The 15101-nt window shown below is 62.0% G+C and carries 15 protein-coding genes; 7 read left to right on the plus strand and 8 right to left on the minus strand.

Translation table 11 applies throughout. From position 1 onward, the window contains the following. Positions 1-390: 390 nt before the first annotated feature. Complete coding sequence (locus EN862_RS11250) at positions 391-1095, minus strand: Crp/Fnr family transcriptional regulator (RefSeq protein WP_127866862.1); 705 nt, start codon at positions 1093-1095, stop codon at positions 391-393. Between the two features lie 91 nt (positions 1096-1186). On the opposite strand from EN862_RS11250, the gene EN862_RS11255 reads away from it, so the two are divergent. Then, positions 1187-1456, plus strand: coding sequence for a hypothetical protein (locus EN862_RS11255; RefSeq protein WP_127866863.1), 270 nt, complete (start codon positions 1187-1189; stop codon positions 1454-1456). Positions 1457-1526: 70 nt separating this feature from the next. Here EN862_RS11255 and EN862_RS11260 read toward each other — a convergent pair whose 3' ends face one another. After that, complete coding sequence (locus EN862_RS11260) at positions 1527-1751, minus strand: hypothetical protein (RefSeq protein ID WP_127866864.1); 225 nt, start codon at positions 1749-1751, stop codon at positions 1527-1529. A gap of 552 nt (positions 1752-2303) precedes the next feature. Between EN862_RS11260 and EN862_RS11265 the strand changes: the two genes are divergently transcribed. From EN862_RS11265 to EN862_RS11285, 5 genes are all read left to right on the plus strand, one after another. Then, positions 2304-3230: a transcriptional regulator gene (locus tag EN862_RS11265; protein ID WP_127866865.1), complete on the plus strand. Its 927-nt coding sequence runs from the start codon at positions 2304-2306 to the stop codon at positions 3228-3230. A 208-nt stretch (positions 3231-3438) separates the two neighbouring features. Next, complete coding sequence (locus EN862_RS11270) at positions 3439-4944, plus strand: alpha-N-arabinofuranosidase (RefSeq protein WP_127866866.1); 1506 nt, start codon at positions 3439-3441, stop codon at positions 4942-4944. Between the two features lie 114 nt (positions 4945-5058). Next, positions 5059-6333 carry an extracellular solute-binding protein gene (locus tag EN862_RS11275; protein WP_127866867.1) on the plus strand — a complete coding sequence of 425 codons (1275 nt, stop codon included), beginning with the start codon at positions 5059-5061 and terminating at the stop codon, positions 6331-6333. 59 nt (positions 6334-6392) lie between these two features. Beyond that, positions 6393-7277 (plus strand): sugar ABC transporter permease, encoded by an 885-nt coding sequence (locus EN862_RS11280; RefSeq protein WP_127866868.1) that lies wholly within the window; start codon positions 6393-6395, stop codon positions 7275-7277. Next, positions 7274-8116, plus strand: a complete 843-nt coding sequence (locus tag EN862_RS11285; protein ID WP_127866869.1) for a carbohydrate ABC transporter permease — start codon at positions 7274-7276, stop codon at positions 8114-8116. Before EN862_RS11280 ends, EN862_RS11285 begins: the two co-directional genes overlap by 4 nt. Before the next feature lie 36 nt (positions 8117-8152). Here the strand turns inward: EN862_RS11285 and ugpC are convergent, their stop codons facing one another. The 6 genes from ugpC to EN862_RS11315 all read right to left on the minus strand — a co-directional run bounded on the left by ugpC (position 8153) and on the right by EN862_RS11315 (position 14216). Further along, positions 8153-9238, minus strand: a complete 1086-nt coding sequence (gene ugpC, locus EN862_RS11290; RefSeq protein ID WP_127867272.1) for a sn-glycerol-3-phosphate ABC transporter ATP-binding protein UgpC — start codon at positions 9236-9238, stop codon at positions 8153-8155. 239 nt (positions 9239-9477) lie between these two features. Further along, positions 9478-10767, minus strand: coding sequence for an FAD-dependent oxidoreductase (locus EN862_RS11295; protein WP_189401711.1), 1290 nt, complete (start codon positions 10765-10767; stop codon positions 9478-9480). 5 nt (positions 10768-10772) lie between these two features. Beyond that, positions 10773-11750, minus strand: a complete 978-nt coding sequence (locus EN862_RS11300) for a branched-chain amino acid ABC transporter permease (protein ID WP_189401714.1) — start codon at positions 11748-11750, stop codon at positions 10773-10775. Continuing rightward, complete coding sequence (locus EN862_RS11305) at positions 11747-12655, minus strand: branched-chain amino acid ABC transporter permease (RefSeq protein ID WP_127866871.1); 909 nt, start codon at positions 12653-12655, stop codon at positions 11747-11749. The genes EN862_RS11300 and EN862_RS11305 overlap by 4 nt, the downstream gene beginning before the upstream one ends. Beyond that, positions 12652-13419 (minus strand): ABC transporter ATP-binding protein, encoded by a 768-nt coding sequence (locus EN862_RS11310; protein ID WP_127866872.1) that lies wholly within the window; start codon positions 13417-13419, stop codon positions 12652-12654. The genes EN862_RS11305 and EN862_RS11310 overlap by 4 nt, the downstream gene beginning before the upstream one ends. Next, on the minus strand, positions 13416-14216 hold the full coding sequence (locus tag EN862_RS11315) for an ABC transporter ATP-binding protein (protein WP_127866873.1): 801 nt from the start codon (positions 14214-14216) through the stop codon (positions 13416-13418). Before EN862_RS11315 ends, EN862_RS11310 begins: the two co-directional genes overlap by 4 nt. Positions 14217-14372: 156 nt before the next feature. Here EN862_RS11315 and EN862_RS11320 point away from each other — a divergent pair, with 156 nt between their 5' ends. Continuing rightward, positions 14373-15101 carry a GntR family transcriptional regulator gene (locus tag EN862_RS11320; RefSeq protein ID WP_127866874.1) on the plus strand — a complete coding sequence of 243 codons (729 nt, stop codon included), beginning with the start codon at positions 14373-14375 and terminating at the stop codon, positions 15099-15101.

The following is a 15101-nucleotide window of genomic DNA, read 5'->3' on the forward strand; positions in this document are numbered from 1 at the left end:
GGCATTCCTTATCAGGAGCTGTTCCGTTGCTCGGAACGCTTGGCTGACTTGAAGACGCGTAATTAGGTAGTCCTGCTGAAGAACTCATATTACCCACCCTTTTGCACACGTGCCGCGTTCCGGCGGCCGCCATCCCTCTTATTTCACGAGTTGGAAAAAATCCCGCGCCGTCTTAGGCTGGATCGTTCATTCCCCAAAGCGGTCCTGCCTACCCCGACAAGGACCCGCCAACCCCAGTCTAAGGCTGAATTATTAGGGGTCGCTAACTTAGGTTAATTTTTGGTAAATTTGAATAAAAGGGGAAGCGGGCGGCAACGCGGCACTTGTTCGCGGACACGCCCAGTATTTGTCGCCTGACGCCGGAAGCGATCACGGTCCTGAACGATCAATCTAGCTGAGATATTCCTTTTCGAACCCCGCCAGTTTGACAAGGTTCTTGCGGTTGAGCATCTCCACGTGGCCGGTTTTGAACGAGACGAGTTCGGCCCTGCGGAGCTCGCGCAATGTCCGGTTCACGTGAACGGGGGTCATGCCAAGAATGTCTGCCAGCTCATTCTGGGTTAGTGGACAATCATATCCCCCCTCGGCCGAAAGGCCGACTTTGGTGAGTCTTTCCTCCAGCTCTAGCAGGAAATGAGCGGTCCGGCTCATGGCATTACGCCGCCCGACGTTCACGAGATGCTCGGCAACAATGGCGTTTGTCCGCGCCAGGGAGCGGGCGATCTTCCTGCCGAAACTTCCTTCCGACAAGATGAGATCAGTCAGGGCCTTCCTTGGTATTGGGTAGACAGCAGCGTCGGTTATAGCGGCTAGCGAAGCGAAGCGAGGTCCGGGCACGGAACGGAAGCCGACAATGTCGCCTTGAAGAGGCGTGTCGATGATCTGACGATCTCCGTCGGGCAGTCCGCGATAAAGTAAGGTCCAGCCCGACTTGATAATGAATATCGTGTCGTCTTCGTCATCCTGACGGCATAAGATTGAATGGGGTTTGTAGGGTCTTGCGGCAACCCCGAGGATATTGTTGATGCCCCATATAGCCTGTGATGGCGTCCCCCCAAGGGGACGCGGCGCTGGGTACTGCGACAGCGTTTGCATGGAGACCGCCCGAGTTTCTCCAAATCCACCACAGCCTACAATAATTAACTTTTGAAAGCCAGATGTGAGCCGGCTCACAGAGAAGTCCCTTATGATTGAAATCGACAGAAGTTTGTCCTCAATGCTGCAACGAGTCGAAGTTCCGTTTCGGGCGCCCAAGAAATTGAACGCCGACGTCCTCCCCGAAGAATCGCGTGGGCTGTTCAGGCTAAGAGCAATTCCAGGAAAAATGTCAGCAGTTTTCCGTCCGGAATTGCGTAAAAACAAAGGGATAGAGCGGTATCTATCTCCGCACTTTCGCGTGCAAGCGGTTCTCGGCCGCTTGTTGAAGGCCGCTACCGGATTCGTCCGCAAGGCCTGAGAATGCGAGACACAAAGGAATGGGTTCATTTCATCCGCTGCCTTTGCGCGCGCATGATGACGTTCGGCCTTCAGGCGTTCCCCCGGGGGGCGGCCTTGCTCAGCCATTGAGGATCGACTTCCGTATCTTCGGGGTCGTTTTCGGCTTCGAACGCATCGATCAGCGTTTTTGCGGCTCTGCTCGCGATGTGTGACTCCGAGCACTTGGCTTGAACGGCTCGGGCCCGGTCGTAAACTTCCTTGAGCTGTTTTATCTCCTTGTGCCCCAGCGTTCCTCGCGTAGCATGCTTAGTCATATCGCTCCTCCTTGTGCTGGAACGCCAACCAATCCCCCGCCTGGGCCAGAATTACGAATGCGCGATTGTGATCGCCCTCGATTAGTTCAGCCACGCACGGGTGGGGACCTATCCCGGGGATCGCCGCACCTGCGCAAGCGATGAGGCAGATCACTTGCGCCGCGGCCTTCATTGACGGACAAAACCAACGCGTTCGGTTTTTTCGGTTAGTTGCTCCCGGATTTTGCGAGCACATTCAGCACTGGCATCCAGAGGGCCGACCCGAGTCAGGAATCGAGCTTACATCGGAGCGAGGCCGTCAGTACACCCGTCCTCATTAAGCTCTATTGGGTACCGCCGGGGCGATCCTCCACAAAGTCCTTCGGAAGGGGGCTTGCCGTCATCCTACCGCTGCCGGAGGATCGGCTACTTCCTTTGGATCAAGCGGAGCATCGATTGCCGTCCCCGAACGGGGCGTGCGAAGCCCACTCTTTCGGGGTCAATCATAATGCCACCGTCTTTATTTGTATCTGATCTGCTGATACATACGCCGTGTGACGAGTGCGGGGCGATATGTCGAATGAAATCATGGTTGTCGATCCGCTTGAGCGGCTCGACTTATTGAAGAGCCTCGCGAGCGAGGTCCGGGTCCGGATTCTCGATCTGCTGCACCGCAAGGGGCCGAAAAACGTCAATCAGGTGGCCGAAGAACTGGGGCTGCCGCAATCGACGATTTCCGCCAACATCCAGGTTCTTGTCGATGTCGGTTTGATCGAGACGAAATCACAGAAGGCGCGCAAGGGAAGCCAGAAGGTTTGCTATTCGACCTTCTCTGAGTTGGTTGTCGTCTTTAAGGACCGCGCCCCGGCGCAGGATCTCGGCGTCATAGAAGTGGCGATGCCGCTTGGACTCTATACGAGATGCGAAGTCTCCGCTCCCTGCGGCCTGTGTTCAAAGGACGGCGTCATCGGACTTCTCGATGTGCCCGACACCTTCCTTGATCCTGACCGTATGCGGGCAGGGCTGCTGTGGTTCACGCGCGGCTTCGTCGAATACCAGTTTCCCAACAATGCGACGCTTGCCAATGCCAAAGTCGGCGGGTTGGAACTAGCGATGGAGCTTTCGTCAGAGGTGCCGGGCACGTCGAAGGATTGGCCATCAGACATCACCGTAGCGATCAACGGACACGAGATAGATACCTGGACCGCGCCAGCCGATTATGGGGACAAGCGCGGCAAGCATACGCCCGGCTGGTGGAAGCTGGCCGGATCGCAATATGGCGACCTCGCACACTGGCGCGTCACGAACAATGGCACCTATCGCAACAATGAGAAGGTTTCCAAATGCTCGCTGGCTGATCTTGAGCTCGGGCGGCACCGCTCGATCCGGATCAGAATCGGCGTGAAGGAAGATGCGCGTCACCCCGGCGGCATAAATATCTTCGGCAGCGGCTTCGGCAACTACAGCAAAGACATCGTTCTGCGCCTGCTGAAGGCTTGAGGCATCTTAAAGCGCGTCACGCTGAACCGGATTCAGGCGACGCGCTTTAAGTCATTTGTTTTGATGCATGTCGTTGTCCCAGACCCGCGCACACTTCTGGGCGACATGCTTTAGGCCCTTGACGGGCGAACGAACTCCGCCATTAACTGATCCAGAGACCCGGATATAGACCGGACAGTCGGATTGAAAATCCGCAGTGGGAGGGATCATGAAGGCCAGAGTCACGGCGAACGCGGCCTATGCCGTCGCGGATATCGACAAACGTCTTTACGGCTCGTTTCTCGAGCATCTTGGCCGGGCGATCTACACGGGCATCTACGAGCCCGGACATCCGCAAGCGGACGCGCAGGGGATGCGCAAGGACGTGATCGAGTTGGTGCGCGCGCTCGACACTCCGATCTGTCGCTACCCGGGTGGCAACTTCGTGTCGGCCTACAATTGGGAAGACGGCATAGGCCCAAAGGAGAACCGCCCGCGGCGGCTCGATCTTGCCTGGCGCACCACGGAGCCGAACCTGGTTGGAATCCACGAATTCGCCGACTGGGCCGAAAAGGCCGGCACCCAGACGATGCTTGCGGTCAATCTCGGTTCCCGCGGCCTCGACGAGGCGCGGGCCCTCGTTGAATACGTCAACCACCCGGGCGGCAGCTACTGGTCCGACCTCAGGGCCAAGAATGGACGCGCGCAACCCTGGAACTGCCGCCTCTGGTGTCTCGGCAATGAAATGGACGGTCCCTGGCAGGTCGGCCACAAATCGGCGAGCGAATACGGCCATCTCGCCAACGAGACCGCCAAGGCGCTGCGCGGCCTCGACCCGACGGTGGAACTGGTCGTCTGCGGCTCGTCGCACTCCAATATGCCGACCTATCCGCAGTGGGAAGCAACCGTGCTGGAAGCGACCTACGAGCAGGTCGACTACATCTCCCTCCACATGTATTTCGAGAACTACGAGAAGAACACGGCCGAATATCTCGCTCTTCCAGCCAAGCTCGACCGCTACATCGGCACGGTCTCCGGCATCATCGACTACGTGAAGGCCAAGACCCGCTCGAAGCGGGATGTGAAGATCTCCTTCGACGAGTGGAACGTCTGGTACCATCAGCGCAAGCAGGACGCGGAGCGCATGCGTGGCTGGGACTGGCCGGAAGCGCCTAGGCTTCTCGAAGACATCTACAATTTCGAGGACGTGCTGCAGGTTGGCTGCATCATCAACACCTTCATCCGACGGTCGGATATTGTTCGCATCGCCTGCATTGCGCAGTTGGTGAACGTTATCGCGCCTATCATGACCGATCCCGGCGGCAGCGCCTGGCGGCAGACGATCTACTGGCCCTTCATGCTGGCCTCCAGGCACGGCCGCGGCACCGCGCTGCAACTCGCGGTCGAGGTACCCACCTATGACGCAGCCGCGGCCGACAAGGTGCCGTGGCTCGACATTGCAGGCGTGCACGATTCGAACGCCGGCACGCTGACCTTCTTCGCCATCAACCGACATGGATCCGAGACGATAGAGGCCGAAATCGCCCTCGAGCGGTTCGCCGCCAAGTCCATCGAGCATACGATTATCCGTCACGACGATCTCGAGGCCTGCAACACGAAAGACGCGCCGGACAACGTATCGCCGGCCAAAGGCAACGGGGCAGCGCTCAGCAGCAAGGGAATGACACTGAACTTGCCGCCGCACTCCTACTCGATGGTGCGTGTGACGCTCTGAGTTAATATCCGATTGTCAGATATATACCGTAAAATCCGTTGCGGGCGGATGGGTTTGGTGTAGCATTGAAACGTTCAAGGCGGATCTAACCGCCGTGCTCGGGAGGAAGCTGAGATGAACTTTCGCAGGATGATAGCCGTAGCGGTGGTTGCGGCCGCAGGATTCTGGGCCGTCGCGGCCCAGGCCGAGGAAACCGTCATATGGTGGGATTTCCTCGGCGGCGGTGACGGTGTGCGCATGAAGCAGATGATCTCCGACTTCAACGCCGCCCACGCCGGCAAGATCAAGATCGACGCCACGACGCTGGAATGGGGAACGCCCTTCTACACGAAGGTGCAGACCTCGGCCGCGGTCGGTGAGGCGCCAGACGTCATGACCTATCATGCCAGCCGTATCCCCTTGGCGGTGAGCCAGGACATTCTCGAAGAAATCACCGCCGACGACATGAGCAAGATGGGCCTCTCGGCCTCGGACTTCAGCAAGACGACGATGGACGCCGTGACGGTCGACGGCAAGCAATACGCAGTGCCGCTCGATACCCATCCAATCGTCCTTTACTACAATCGCGACCTCCTGAAGAAGGCAGGCGTGCTCGGCGCGGACGGCCGTCCCATGGGCATGAAGAACAAGGAGGAATTCACCGCGACACTCAAGAAGTTGAAGGATGCCGGCGTAGAGTTCCCGCTGGGCAGCGTCACCGCCGACGGCAACTTCATGTACCGCACCATTTATTCGCTGGTGTGCCAGCAAGGCGGCGAGCTTCTGACGGGCAACGAGTTCCTCGCCGGCGACAACCCTGAAAAGCTGGAGAAGGCGCTAGCGGTTCTGCAAGGGTGGACGAAGGCAGGGCTGCAGTCGACCTACACGGACTATCCCGCAACCGTCGCTCTCTTCACCTCGGGCAAGGCCGCAATGATGATCAACGGCGTCTGGGAGGTTCCCACGATGACCGACTTGGCCAAGCAGGGCAAGCTGTTCGACTGGGGCGCCGTCGAGATCCCGGTGATCTTCGACAAGCCATGCACCTATGCGGACAGCCACTCGTTCGCAATCCCGAAGAACAAGGGCAAGGAGATCAGTCCGCAAAAGCGTGCCGCTGTCCTCGAGGTGATCTCATGGATGGACAAGCACTCGCTGTTCTGGGCCACGGCAGGCCACATCCCGGCCTACAAGCCAGTCACTGAGACGGCCGAATACAAGGCAATGGAGCCCAATGCGACCTACTCGACGCTGACGGCCAACATGATCTTCGACCCGAAGTCGACCAAGGCCGGTGTCGCCGGGCCGATCTTCGACATCATGTCCAATTATTTCGTGCCGACCCTCAACGGAGAGATGGACCCGGCCGACGCGGTGAAATCCATCAAGGAAGAGCTGAACAGCATGTAGAAGCTCAAAGGCTGGGACAATCCCGCCCGGAACGGTCCCAGCCTGTTTGAGGAAGAACCATGCTTCGCAACTCCCGCACTGAACGTCTTGTCGCGCTGGTGCTGGTCGCTCCCTTCCTGGCGATCTACCTGCTGGCGTTCGTCTATCCGACGGTTCAGATGTTCCGGATCTCCTTCACCGATGCGCCGCTGATCGGCGCGGGCCAGTGGGTTGGTCTCGACAACTACCTGCGGCTCGACAACGACCCGATGTTCCGGCGCGCGCTCTGGAACACCGCTTACTTCGTGCTGATGACGGTCGTCCCCGGGACGCTCATCGCGCTGTTGATCGCGCTTGGCGTGTCGCGCCTCAAGGGCCGCTTCCAGTCAATCGTTCTGGCGCTTTTCTTCCTGCCCTATATCCTGCCGGTATCGGTGGTGTATCTGATCTGGGACTGGACGCTGAACTTCCAGTTCGGAATCGCGATGCATGTGCTGGACTGGCTGGGCATCCCGCGCGTGCCGGTCTTCAAGTCGCGCGTCTGGTTCTTGCCGGCTGTGGCCGGAGTGACGATCTGGTGGACCGCTGGCTTCTCGATCCTCCTCTTCCTCGCCGGACTGCGGTCCATACCAGCGGAGATCTACGAAGCCGCGGCGCTCGACAACTCAACGCGATGGACCACGTTCCGGCGTATCACCTGGCCGCTGCTGTGGCCGGTCACCTCGCTGGTGTTCACCATCCAACTGATCCTGCAGCTCAAGATCTTCGACCAGGTCTATCTGTTCTCGATCGGCGGCCGACCGAACGACAACATGGTGCTCGTCTACTACGTCTTCCAGAAGGCCTTCCAGCAGAACCAGGGGGGCAGGGCGGCGGCCGTCGCCGTCACCCTCTTCATGCTTGTGGTCGTCGTCTCGGTCCTGCAATTCCAGCTGCTCCGGTTCGCCGAAAGGCGGCGCCGATGAAGGTCATGGCTGCGCAACGCTGGAACTTTTGGGGCGGGATCATCACGGCGCTGACGCTCGTCTGGGCCGTCCTCTGGGCGTTCCCTCTCTACTGGGGTGTGATTTCATCGCTCAAGCCGGACGACGAGGTCGTTCGGCCGTACATCGAACTCTGGCCCCAGACGCCGACGCTGGAGAACTACATCAGCGCCGTGACCACCACGCAGATCGGCGCCTGGTACGTCAACTCGGTGGCGGTGGCGGTCGGCGTAACGGTCATCACCATCTTCATATCGACGCTGTGCGGCTACGCGATCTCGCAGTTGCGGTTCCCGGGGCGGATCGCGCTATGGTGGCTGATCCTTGCCTCCTTCATGGTGCCGATCTCAGCGCTTATCATCAATCACTTCGTGCTGGTGGCCAACCTTGGCCTGATCAACAGCTGGGCCGGAATCATGTTGCCGCAGCTTATCCACCCCGTCATTATCATCGTGTACAAGCAGTTCTTCGATCAGGTCCCGAAGGACTTCCGGGAGGCCGCGGTCATGGACAACGCGTCCGAATTCGGGATACTCTTCAAGATCTACATGCCAATGAACTGGGGGGTAACGACGGCGCTGTCGATCGTTTGCTTCATCTGGACGTGGAACGCTTTTCTGTGGCCGTTCCTTTCGGTGACCCGCACCGAGATGATGACGATCACCGTCGGCATCACGCAGGTCAACGACGCCTTCGGTGTCTACTACGCGCGCCAATTGTCGGCAGCTGTGCTGGCCGGCCTTCCGGTGGCACTGGCCTACCTCTTCTTCCAGCGCCGAGTAACCGAAGCGATAACGCTCTCTGCAGGCATCAAGGGTTAAAACGCGTCGCGCAGAACCGGATTCAGCCTGGTGGGCTCAGGCCCCGCCAGCATGCGCGTGCCAGGTCGATCCGTCCGCAGCGAACAGATGCAGGGCCGTGGTGTCGAACTTCAGCCGGACGGCGTCGCCCGGTTTGACGCTCGAAAGCCCGCGATCCTGTGCCGTCACCTGCGTCCCATCCGCGAGCCGCGCATAGACGAGCGTTCGCTCGCCAAGGCGCTCGACAACGGTGACCGTGGCGGATGCGTCCCCGCCCTCCGCGACCACAGTCAGCGATTCCGGCCGCACTCCGAGTTCGCGCCAATCCATGTCGACCGGCGCGCCAGGAAGTCCGACGAGCGATCCATCCGTCAAGCGCGCACTGAGCCTGTCGCCCGAGCCCGAAACCGTAACAGGCAGAATGTTCATCGCCGGAGACCCGACGAAGGCCGCGACGAATCGCGACGCCGGACGCGTATAGACCTCGACGGGTTTTCCCATCTGCTCTATCCGGCAATTGTTGAGGATCACGATGCGGTCGGCGAGCGTCATCGCTTCCACCTGGTCGTGGGTGACGTAGATCATCGTCGACTTCAAGCGCTGATGCAATTCGGCGAGCTCGACGCGAGTGCGGGCCCGAAGTGCTGCGTCCAGATTGGAGAGCGGCTCGTCGAACAGGAATGCCTTGGGCTCCTTGACGATCGCCCGCCCAATGGCAACGCGCTGGCGCTGCCCGCCGGAGAGCTGCGACGGCCGCCGGTGGAGCAGCGCTTCGATCTCCAAGACACGCGCAGCCTCAGCGATCCGCTGGCGTATGACATCCGGCGCGACCCGAATGTTCCTTAGCCCAAAGGCCATGTTCTCCGCGACGGTCATATGCGGGTAAAGCGCATAGTTCTGGAACACCATCGCAACGTTGCGCCTGCCCGGCGCAAGGTTTTCCGAGCGCACCCCGTCGATCGTCAGCGTGCCCTCGTCAATGCTTTCGAGGCCGGCGATCATCCGCAGCAGCGTCGTCTTGCCAGAACCGGACGGACCGAGAAACACGACCAGCTCTCCTGGCTCGATGTCCAGGCTCACGTCGCGGATCACCTGGACCGCGCCAAAGTGCTTTGATACGCCCGATAGCGCGATTCCCGTCATGCTTGCGATCCTTCTTTCCTGCATAATTTCGGATAAATACCCGATGTCAAGGAATGTGGAGCTACGGCACAATGGGCGCGGTGCCGGCGCCCGGATACTCGTAACCATCATCGAGGCGGTGAAGGCTCAGGGCATCCCTCGGCTATCCCTTGAAACTAACAGCGGTCCATCATTCGAGATGAGGAATGGTTGAATTTGGCTACGAAACACAATCCAGAGTCTTCTGATCCGAAACTGTCCTAACCGGTGCGATCGAGCCGGTCCCGCAGCATGCTCCAAGGCAGCAGCATGTTGGGCGCGTAGCGCAGCAGGCCGTGAAAGGGGATCGGCGCCGGTGGCGAGAATGGCAGCGGCAGGTCGCGCGCTTCTGTCCCCGCCGCCCAGTCGGCCAGCACCTTGCCCATGGCCGTGGTCATGGCGATGCCGCGTCCATTGCAGGCGCGGGCCGCCATCAGACCTGGGCCGAGGTCGATCAGGTGCGGCAAGAAATCCGGCTCGACGGCGGCGATCCCCGACCAGCCGTATTCAATCGGCGGCAGGTCGGGGAGTTCCAGGCGCTTCGCCAGCCGCCGCCAGATTGTCCGCGGCACGCGCCACTCGGCGCCCGCGCTCACGACATGCATGCCGCCGCTGATCAGCCGGTTCTGCGCATCGAAGCGGAAGGTGAGGAGATTGCGTCTGGTGTCGGAGAACCCCTGGCCGCCGGGCAGCAGGCGCTCACGCGTCTTCGACGGCAGCGGCGCCGTCGCAATCTGGAAAACCCTCAGCGGAAAATAGGTGCGCTGCAGTGTCGGGTTGAGCGCTCCGCCATAGGCGTTGGTGGCGATCAGCACCTTGCCGGCACGCAATGAACCCGACGGCGTCGTCACTGTCCAGCCGTCGGACGAACCGTCGATCGATGTGACACGCGTGTGCTCGAAAATCCGCGCGCCGGCCCTTTCGGCCGCATCGGTCAGTCCGCGCGCGAATGCGACCGGATTGAGCACGCCGCCTGAGCGGTCCATCCAGCCGCCGGCATAGCCTCGCGCGCCGGTCAGCGCCTCGGCCTGCTGGCTGTCGAGCATCACCGCCGGCCTGCCGCGCTCCAGCCATTGCCTGGCGCGGGATCGGATTCTTTCGAGAGCAGCCGATGAGTGCGCCGCTTGTATCCAGCCGTTCTGGACGGCGTCGCAGGCGATGTTATGCCGGTCGATCAGGTTGAACACGAGGTCGGCGCTACCCGCGGCGACCCCGATCAGCCGCTCGCCGCGCTCCGCGCCGAGATGGGCCACTATGGCGTCCGGATCCATCTTGGCGAAATTTGGCACGACGAAGCCCGCGTTGCGGCCCGTGGCGCCCCAGGCAATGATCTCTGCTTCGAGCACAGCCACCGAAAGGCCTTTGCTGGCCGCATGCAGTGCGGTCGACAGGCCGGCAAAGCCGCCGCCGACGACAGCAAGATCGACATCGATGCTATCTTCCAGCGCCGGTCGGAGGCCGTGGTCGCGGCTGGCCGCGTGCCACAGGGAAAGCGCTTCATGCCGCGCCATCGCGCTCAGGATCCGCTTTCGCTGGCTGTGGCTTTCGTCCGCTTGCCGAAACGCACCCGTCGTGGCCGCTCACCGAATATGCCGTTCGGCCGAACCAACAGGATAACGCACAGCATGACGCCGATGGCGACGATCTGCAGAGATGCGGCTCGCGCCTGCTGTTCCGGCGCGAAAAGCACGCTGGTGAGCGCGCCCGAGCCCGCCCATATCGCCCAGACCAGTACGCTGCCCGCAATGGCGCCGGCGTTGCTCCCGGAGCCGCCGACGATCAGCATCACCCAGACCTGAAAGGTGAGGATCGACAGGTAGTTGTCGGGAGCGATGAAGCCGATGAAATGCGCCTGCAGCGCGCCGGCAAGCGCCATGATCGCGCCGCCGACGGCAAAGGCCTGGACGCGATAGAAACGCGCGCTCTTGCCGAGCGAGATCGCGGCGCGCTCATCTTCGCGCAGCGCTTTCAGGACCCGGCCCCACGGACTGCGCGTCAGATGTTCGAGCGCCAGATATGCGGCGAGCGTCACCGCCGAGACAATGGCCAGGTTCGACAGGTTGAAGAGCAGCGGCGTTTCGGCGAGGCCGCCGAAGGGTCGCGGGATGAAGCCGATGCCGAACGGGCCGCCGGTCAGCTTCTGCGCGTTGAGCGCGACCAGTTGCACGACGACCGCGACACCGAAAGTAGTGATTGCCAGATAATCCGATCTGAGCCGCAGCGTGGCGATGCCGGTCAGCGCGGCGGCAACCCCGCCAACGAACATCGCCCCCAGCCAGCCGATGAGGATCGGCAGGCCGAAGCCGCCCAGCCGGGCGGGGTCGTCGGGGGTGGTGAGCAGCGCCGAGGTGTAGGCTCCGATGGCGACGAAGCCGGCGAGGCCGACATTGAACAGCCCGGTCAGCCCCCATTGCAGGTTGAGGCCCAGCGTGACCAGCGAGAAGATCAGTGCCGTCGTCAGGAAGAAGGCGCCGTAGCCCACCAGATCGATCATCTTTCACGCACCCCGAAGAGCCCGATGGGGCGCACGACCAGAACTGCCATCAGGGTGACGAAGGAGACCGCGGCGCGCCATTCAGCGCCGATCAGCTGTACCGCGCCGGCCTCGGCGAGCCCGATGATCAGGCCACCCAGCACCGCGCCCGGAATGCTGCCGATGCCACCCAGTATGGCGGCGGCGAACATCGGCAACAGCATGTCGAAACCCATCAGTGGACGGATCTGGACCAACACGCCGATCATCACGCCGGCGACGCAGGCCAGTGCCGCGCCGATGACCCAGGTTACGCGCACGACGCTGGCGACGTCGATGCCGGCGATGCGGGCAAGCGCCGGGTTCTGACTCATCGCCTGCATGGAGCGGCCGGTCTGGGTGCGTGTCGTCAGAACATGCACGCCCAGCACCAGCGCCGCGGTCAGAATGAGGAGCGCGATCTGATCGGGCGTGATGCGGATGCCGAAGCCGACCGGCATCGCGATCTGGATCGCGCGGCTGAAATAGGTCGGGCGCGAGGTGAAGATGAATTCGAGCAGGCTTCTGAGCGCCATCGAGGCGCCAAAACTTCCCATCACCGCGATGATCGCCTGCTCCTGCTTGCGCAGCCGCGAAAACAGCACCTTGTCGAGCAGCAGCGCGAGCAGGGCCGTAAACGCCGCGCCGACGACCAGCGCGACGATGAGCGGCCAGCCGAAGGACAAAGGCGCGATCGGCGCCACCTTGCCGAACATGGCGGCAATGGCGCCGACGACGGCCAAGGTCGCATACGTGCCCCAGGCCATGAAATCGCCATGGGCGAAGTTCGAGAAGCGCAGGATGGAATAGGTCAGCGTCACGCCGATGGCGCCAAGTCCGATCATCGAGCCGGTGAGCAGCCCGTCGACGACGAATTGCAGGCTCATGCCGCGCCTCCCGTCTCAGTATGCCGGGCGCTGTCCTTACGGAGCGGCCGCTGGCCGAGATAGAGCTCCGCGATGACCGGATCGTCCCATAGCGTGGAGGCGATGCCCTCGTGCCGCTCCTTGCCCTCGACCAGCACGTAAGCGCGATCGCCGATGGCGAGCGCTGCCTTGGCGTTCTGCTCGACCAGCAGGATGGTGACGCCGGACTTGCGGATGGCCGAAAGCATCTCGAACACCATCGACACGAATTTCGGCGACAGTCCGGCCGAGGGCTCGTCGAGCACCAGCACCTTCGGATGGACGATCAGCGCCCGCGCCACCGCGAGCATCTGGCGCTGCCCGCCCGAGAGGTTGCCGGCAGGAGTTCGCCGCTGGCGCAGAAGGTCGGGGAAGGCCGCGTACATTTCTTCGATGCGGGCAGGCGCCTGGCGCCGTTCGAGGATGCCGCAGGCGACCTTCAGATTGTCCTCCACCGACATCCGGGGAAAGACGTTTTCGGTCTGCGGCACGAAGGCAAGGCCGAGGCGGACCATGGTGTGGGCGGGCGCCCCGGTGATGTCCTTGCCATCGAGCAGCACCTTGCCCCGGCTGATCGGGACAAGGCCGGCGATGGCCTTGATCAGGCTCGATTTGCCGGCGCCGTTTGGCCCGAGCACGACGACGATCTCACCCTTGTTGACGGTGATCGAGGCGCCGCGCACGATCGGCACGCCAGGCTCGTAGCCGGCTTCGAGGTCGCTGACGTCCAGCACGGTTTCGGTCATGCCGTGCCCCCGAGATAGGCCTCGATGACACGCGGGTCCCGCGCCACCTCGTCGGCGGTGCCCTCGCACAAGAGCTCGCCGCTGGCCATCACCAGCACGCGGTGGCAAAGCCGCGTCACCATGTCGATATTGTGCTCGATCAAGAGAAAGGTGATGCCACTCTCGTTGATGTCGCGGATGCGCTCGATGATAACCTCGAGCAGCGTGGCGTTGACGCCGGCCGCCGGCTCGTCGAGCAGGATGATCGCGGGATCGGCCATCATCACGCGGGCGAGCTCGAGGAGCTTGCGCTGGCCGCCGGAAAGCACCCGCGCCGGCTCGTGCGCCAGGCGGGTCAGCGAGACGAGCTCCAGCAGCTCGGCGGCTTTCTTCGCGGCGGCTTTCTCTTCGGCGGCGACCCGCCACGGCGTGAGGAAATTGGCAAGCAGCCGCTCGCCGGTCTGCCCTTGCGCGGCAAGCATGACGTTCTCGATCAGCGTCAGGTTGGGGAGCGGCCGTGGGATCTGGAACGTACGCCCGAGGCCGCGTCCGATGCGGCGGTGCGCGGCCTCGCCGGAAACGGGCACGCCGCCCAGATAGATCTCACCGCTGGATGGCAGAATGCTGCCGGCCAGAAGGTCGAACATTGTCGTCTTTCCCGCGCCGTTCGGACCGATCAGGCCCAGTATCTCGCCAGGGCGGACGTCAAACGAGACATTGTTCACGGCAACGAGCCCGCCGAAGCGCCTGACGACGTTTTTTGCCGCCAGCACCGGCTGCTGGGTCTCAGCCCCATGCCGTTTCACTGCGTCTCCCATCAGTCCCTCGGGCCGGAAGCGTTTTTCGTTTCCTGATTTTGATATGTGATCACACTTGCTTTGATCACGCTAATCAGCTTTAATTTTCTCCGCAAGCCGAAAACGGGCAGGTCGGCCAAAAAAGGTCGCCAGAAAAAGGGCTGGAGTCGGGAGCGCATGCACAAGGCAGCCGTGGAGCGGACCAATGACGTTTTCGCCGCGCAACTTGCGCCGGTCGGCCGCGAGACCGTGCAGGACCGCGTCTATTCGGAGCTGCGCCGCGCTCTGATCGGCGGCCTGTTCGAGCCAAGCCAGGTACTGACCATTCGCGGCCTTGCCGACGCGCTGGTCACCTCGACCATGCCGGTGCGTGAGGCGCTCGGACGGCTGATCACCGAAAAGGCGCTTGAGGCGCTGCCCAACCGCTCGGTGCGCGTGCCGCCGATCACGCTGGAGCGGATCGACGACCTGCTGCGCGCGCGCATCCTGATCGAGGGGGAGGCGATCTCGCTCGCCGCAACGCGCATGGGGCCGCGTGGAATCGCGACCGTCGAGGCGCTGCTGCGCGAATGGGACGAGGTCCGGGCGCTGAAGCAAAAGAAGGATGTCGATCGCGAGGTCACGCTCAACCAGAGCTTCCACTTCGAGATCTACCGTGCCTGCGGGTCAGCCGTGCTGATACCGATGATAGAGAGCCTCTGGCTGCAATCCGGCCCATGCATCCGCGTCGCCATCTACGCCTTTTCCGAAGCCGGCGAGGTGGACACCGCGCATTACCATCGCAGCATCGTTGCCGCGCTTGCGGCGCAGAACGCACAGGCCGCGCGCGAGGCATTGGTGGCCGACATCAGCCGGCCCTTTGCCTTTCTTCGCGACAAGCTGCAGTCCAAGGCTCGAACGGAGTGA

The sequence above is a fragment of the Mesorhizobium sp. M2E.F.Ca.ET.219.01.1.1 genome (assembly GCF_004016445.2).
Classification (GTDB): domain Bacteria; phylum Pseudomonadota; class Alphaproteobacteria; order Rhizobiales; family Rhizobiaceae; genus Mesorhizobium.

Coding starts and splice junctions, on each gene's coding strand:
- EN862_RS11250 (WP_127866862.1), bottom strand. CDS start 1,095: ATGCAAACGCTGTCGCAGTACCCAGCGCCGCGTCCCCTTGGGGGGACG.
- EN862_RS11255 (WP_127866863.1), top strand. CDS start 1,187: ATGATTGAAATCGACAGAAGTTTGTCCTCAATGCTGCAACGAGTCGAA.
- EN862_RS11260 (WP_127866864.1), bottom strand. CDS start 1,751: ATGACTAAGCATGCTACGCGAGGAACGCTGGGGCACAAGGAGATAAAA.
- EN862_RS11265 (WP_127866865.1), top strand. CDS start 2,304: ATGTCGAATGAAATCATGGTTGTCGATCCGCTTGAGCGGCTCGACTTA.
- EN862_RS11270 (WP_127866866.1), top strand. CDS start 3,439: ATGAAGGCCAGAGTCACGGCGAACGCGGCCTATGCCGTCGCGGATATC.
- EN862_RS11275 (WP_127866867.1), top strand. CDS start 5,059: ATGAACTTTCGCAGGATGATAGCCGTAGCGGTGGTTGCGGCCGCAGGA.
- EN862_RS11280 (WP_127866868.1), top strand. CDS start 6,393: ATGCTTCGCAACTCCCGCACTGAACGTCTTGTCGCGCTGGTGCTGGTC.
- EN862_RS11285 (WP_127866869.1), top strand. CDS start 7,274: ATGAAGGTCATGGCTGCGCAACGCTGGAACTTTTGGGGCGGGATCATC.
- ugpC (WP_127867272.1), bottom strand. CDS start 9,238: ATGACGGGAATCGCGCTATCGGGCGTATCAAAGCACTTTGGCGCGGTC.
- EN862_RS11295 (WP_189401711.1), bottom strand. CDS start 10,767: ATGGCGCGGCATGAAGCGCTTTCCCTGTGGCACGCGGCCAGCCGCGAC.
- EN862_RS11300 (WP_189401714.1), bottom strand. CDS start 11,750: ATGATCGATCTGGTGGGCTACGGCGCCTTCTTCCTGACGACGGCACTG.
- EN862_RS11305 (WP_127866871.1), bottom strand. CDS start 12,655: ATGAGCCTGCAATTCGTCGTCGACGGGCTGCTCACCGGCTCGATGATC.
- EN862_RS11310 (WP_127866872.1), bottom strand. CDS start 13,419: ATGACCGAAACCGTGCTGGACGTCAGCGACCTCGAAGCCGGCTACGAG.
- EN862_RS11315 (WP_127866873.1), bottom strand. CDS start 14,216: ATGGGAGACGCAGTGAAACGGCATGGGGCTGAGACCCAGCAGCCGGTG.
- EN862_RS11320 (WP_127866874.1), top strand. CDS start 14,373: ATGCACAAGGCAGCCGTGGAGCGGACCAATGACGTTTTCGCCGCGCAA.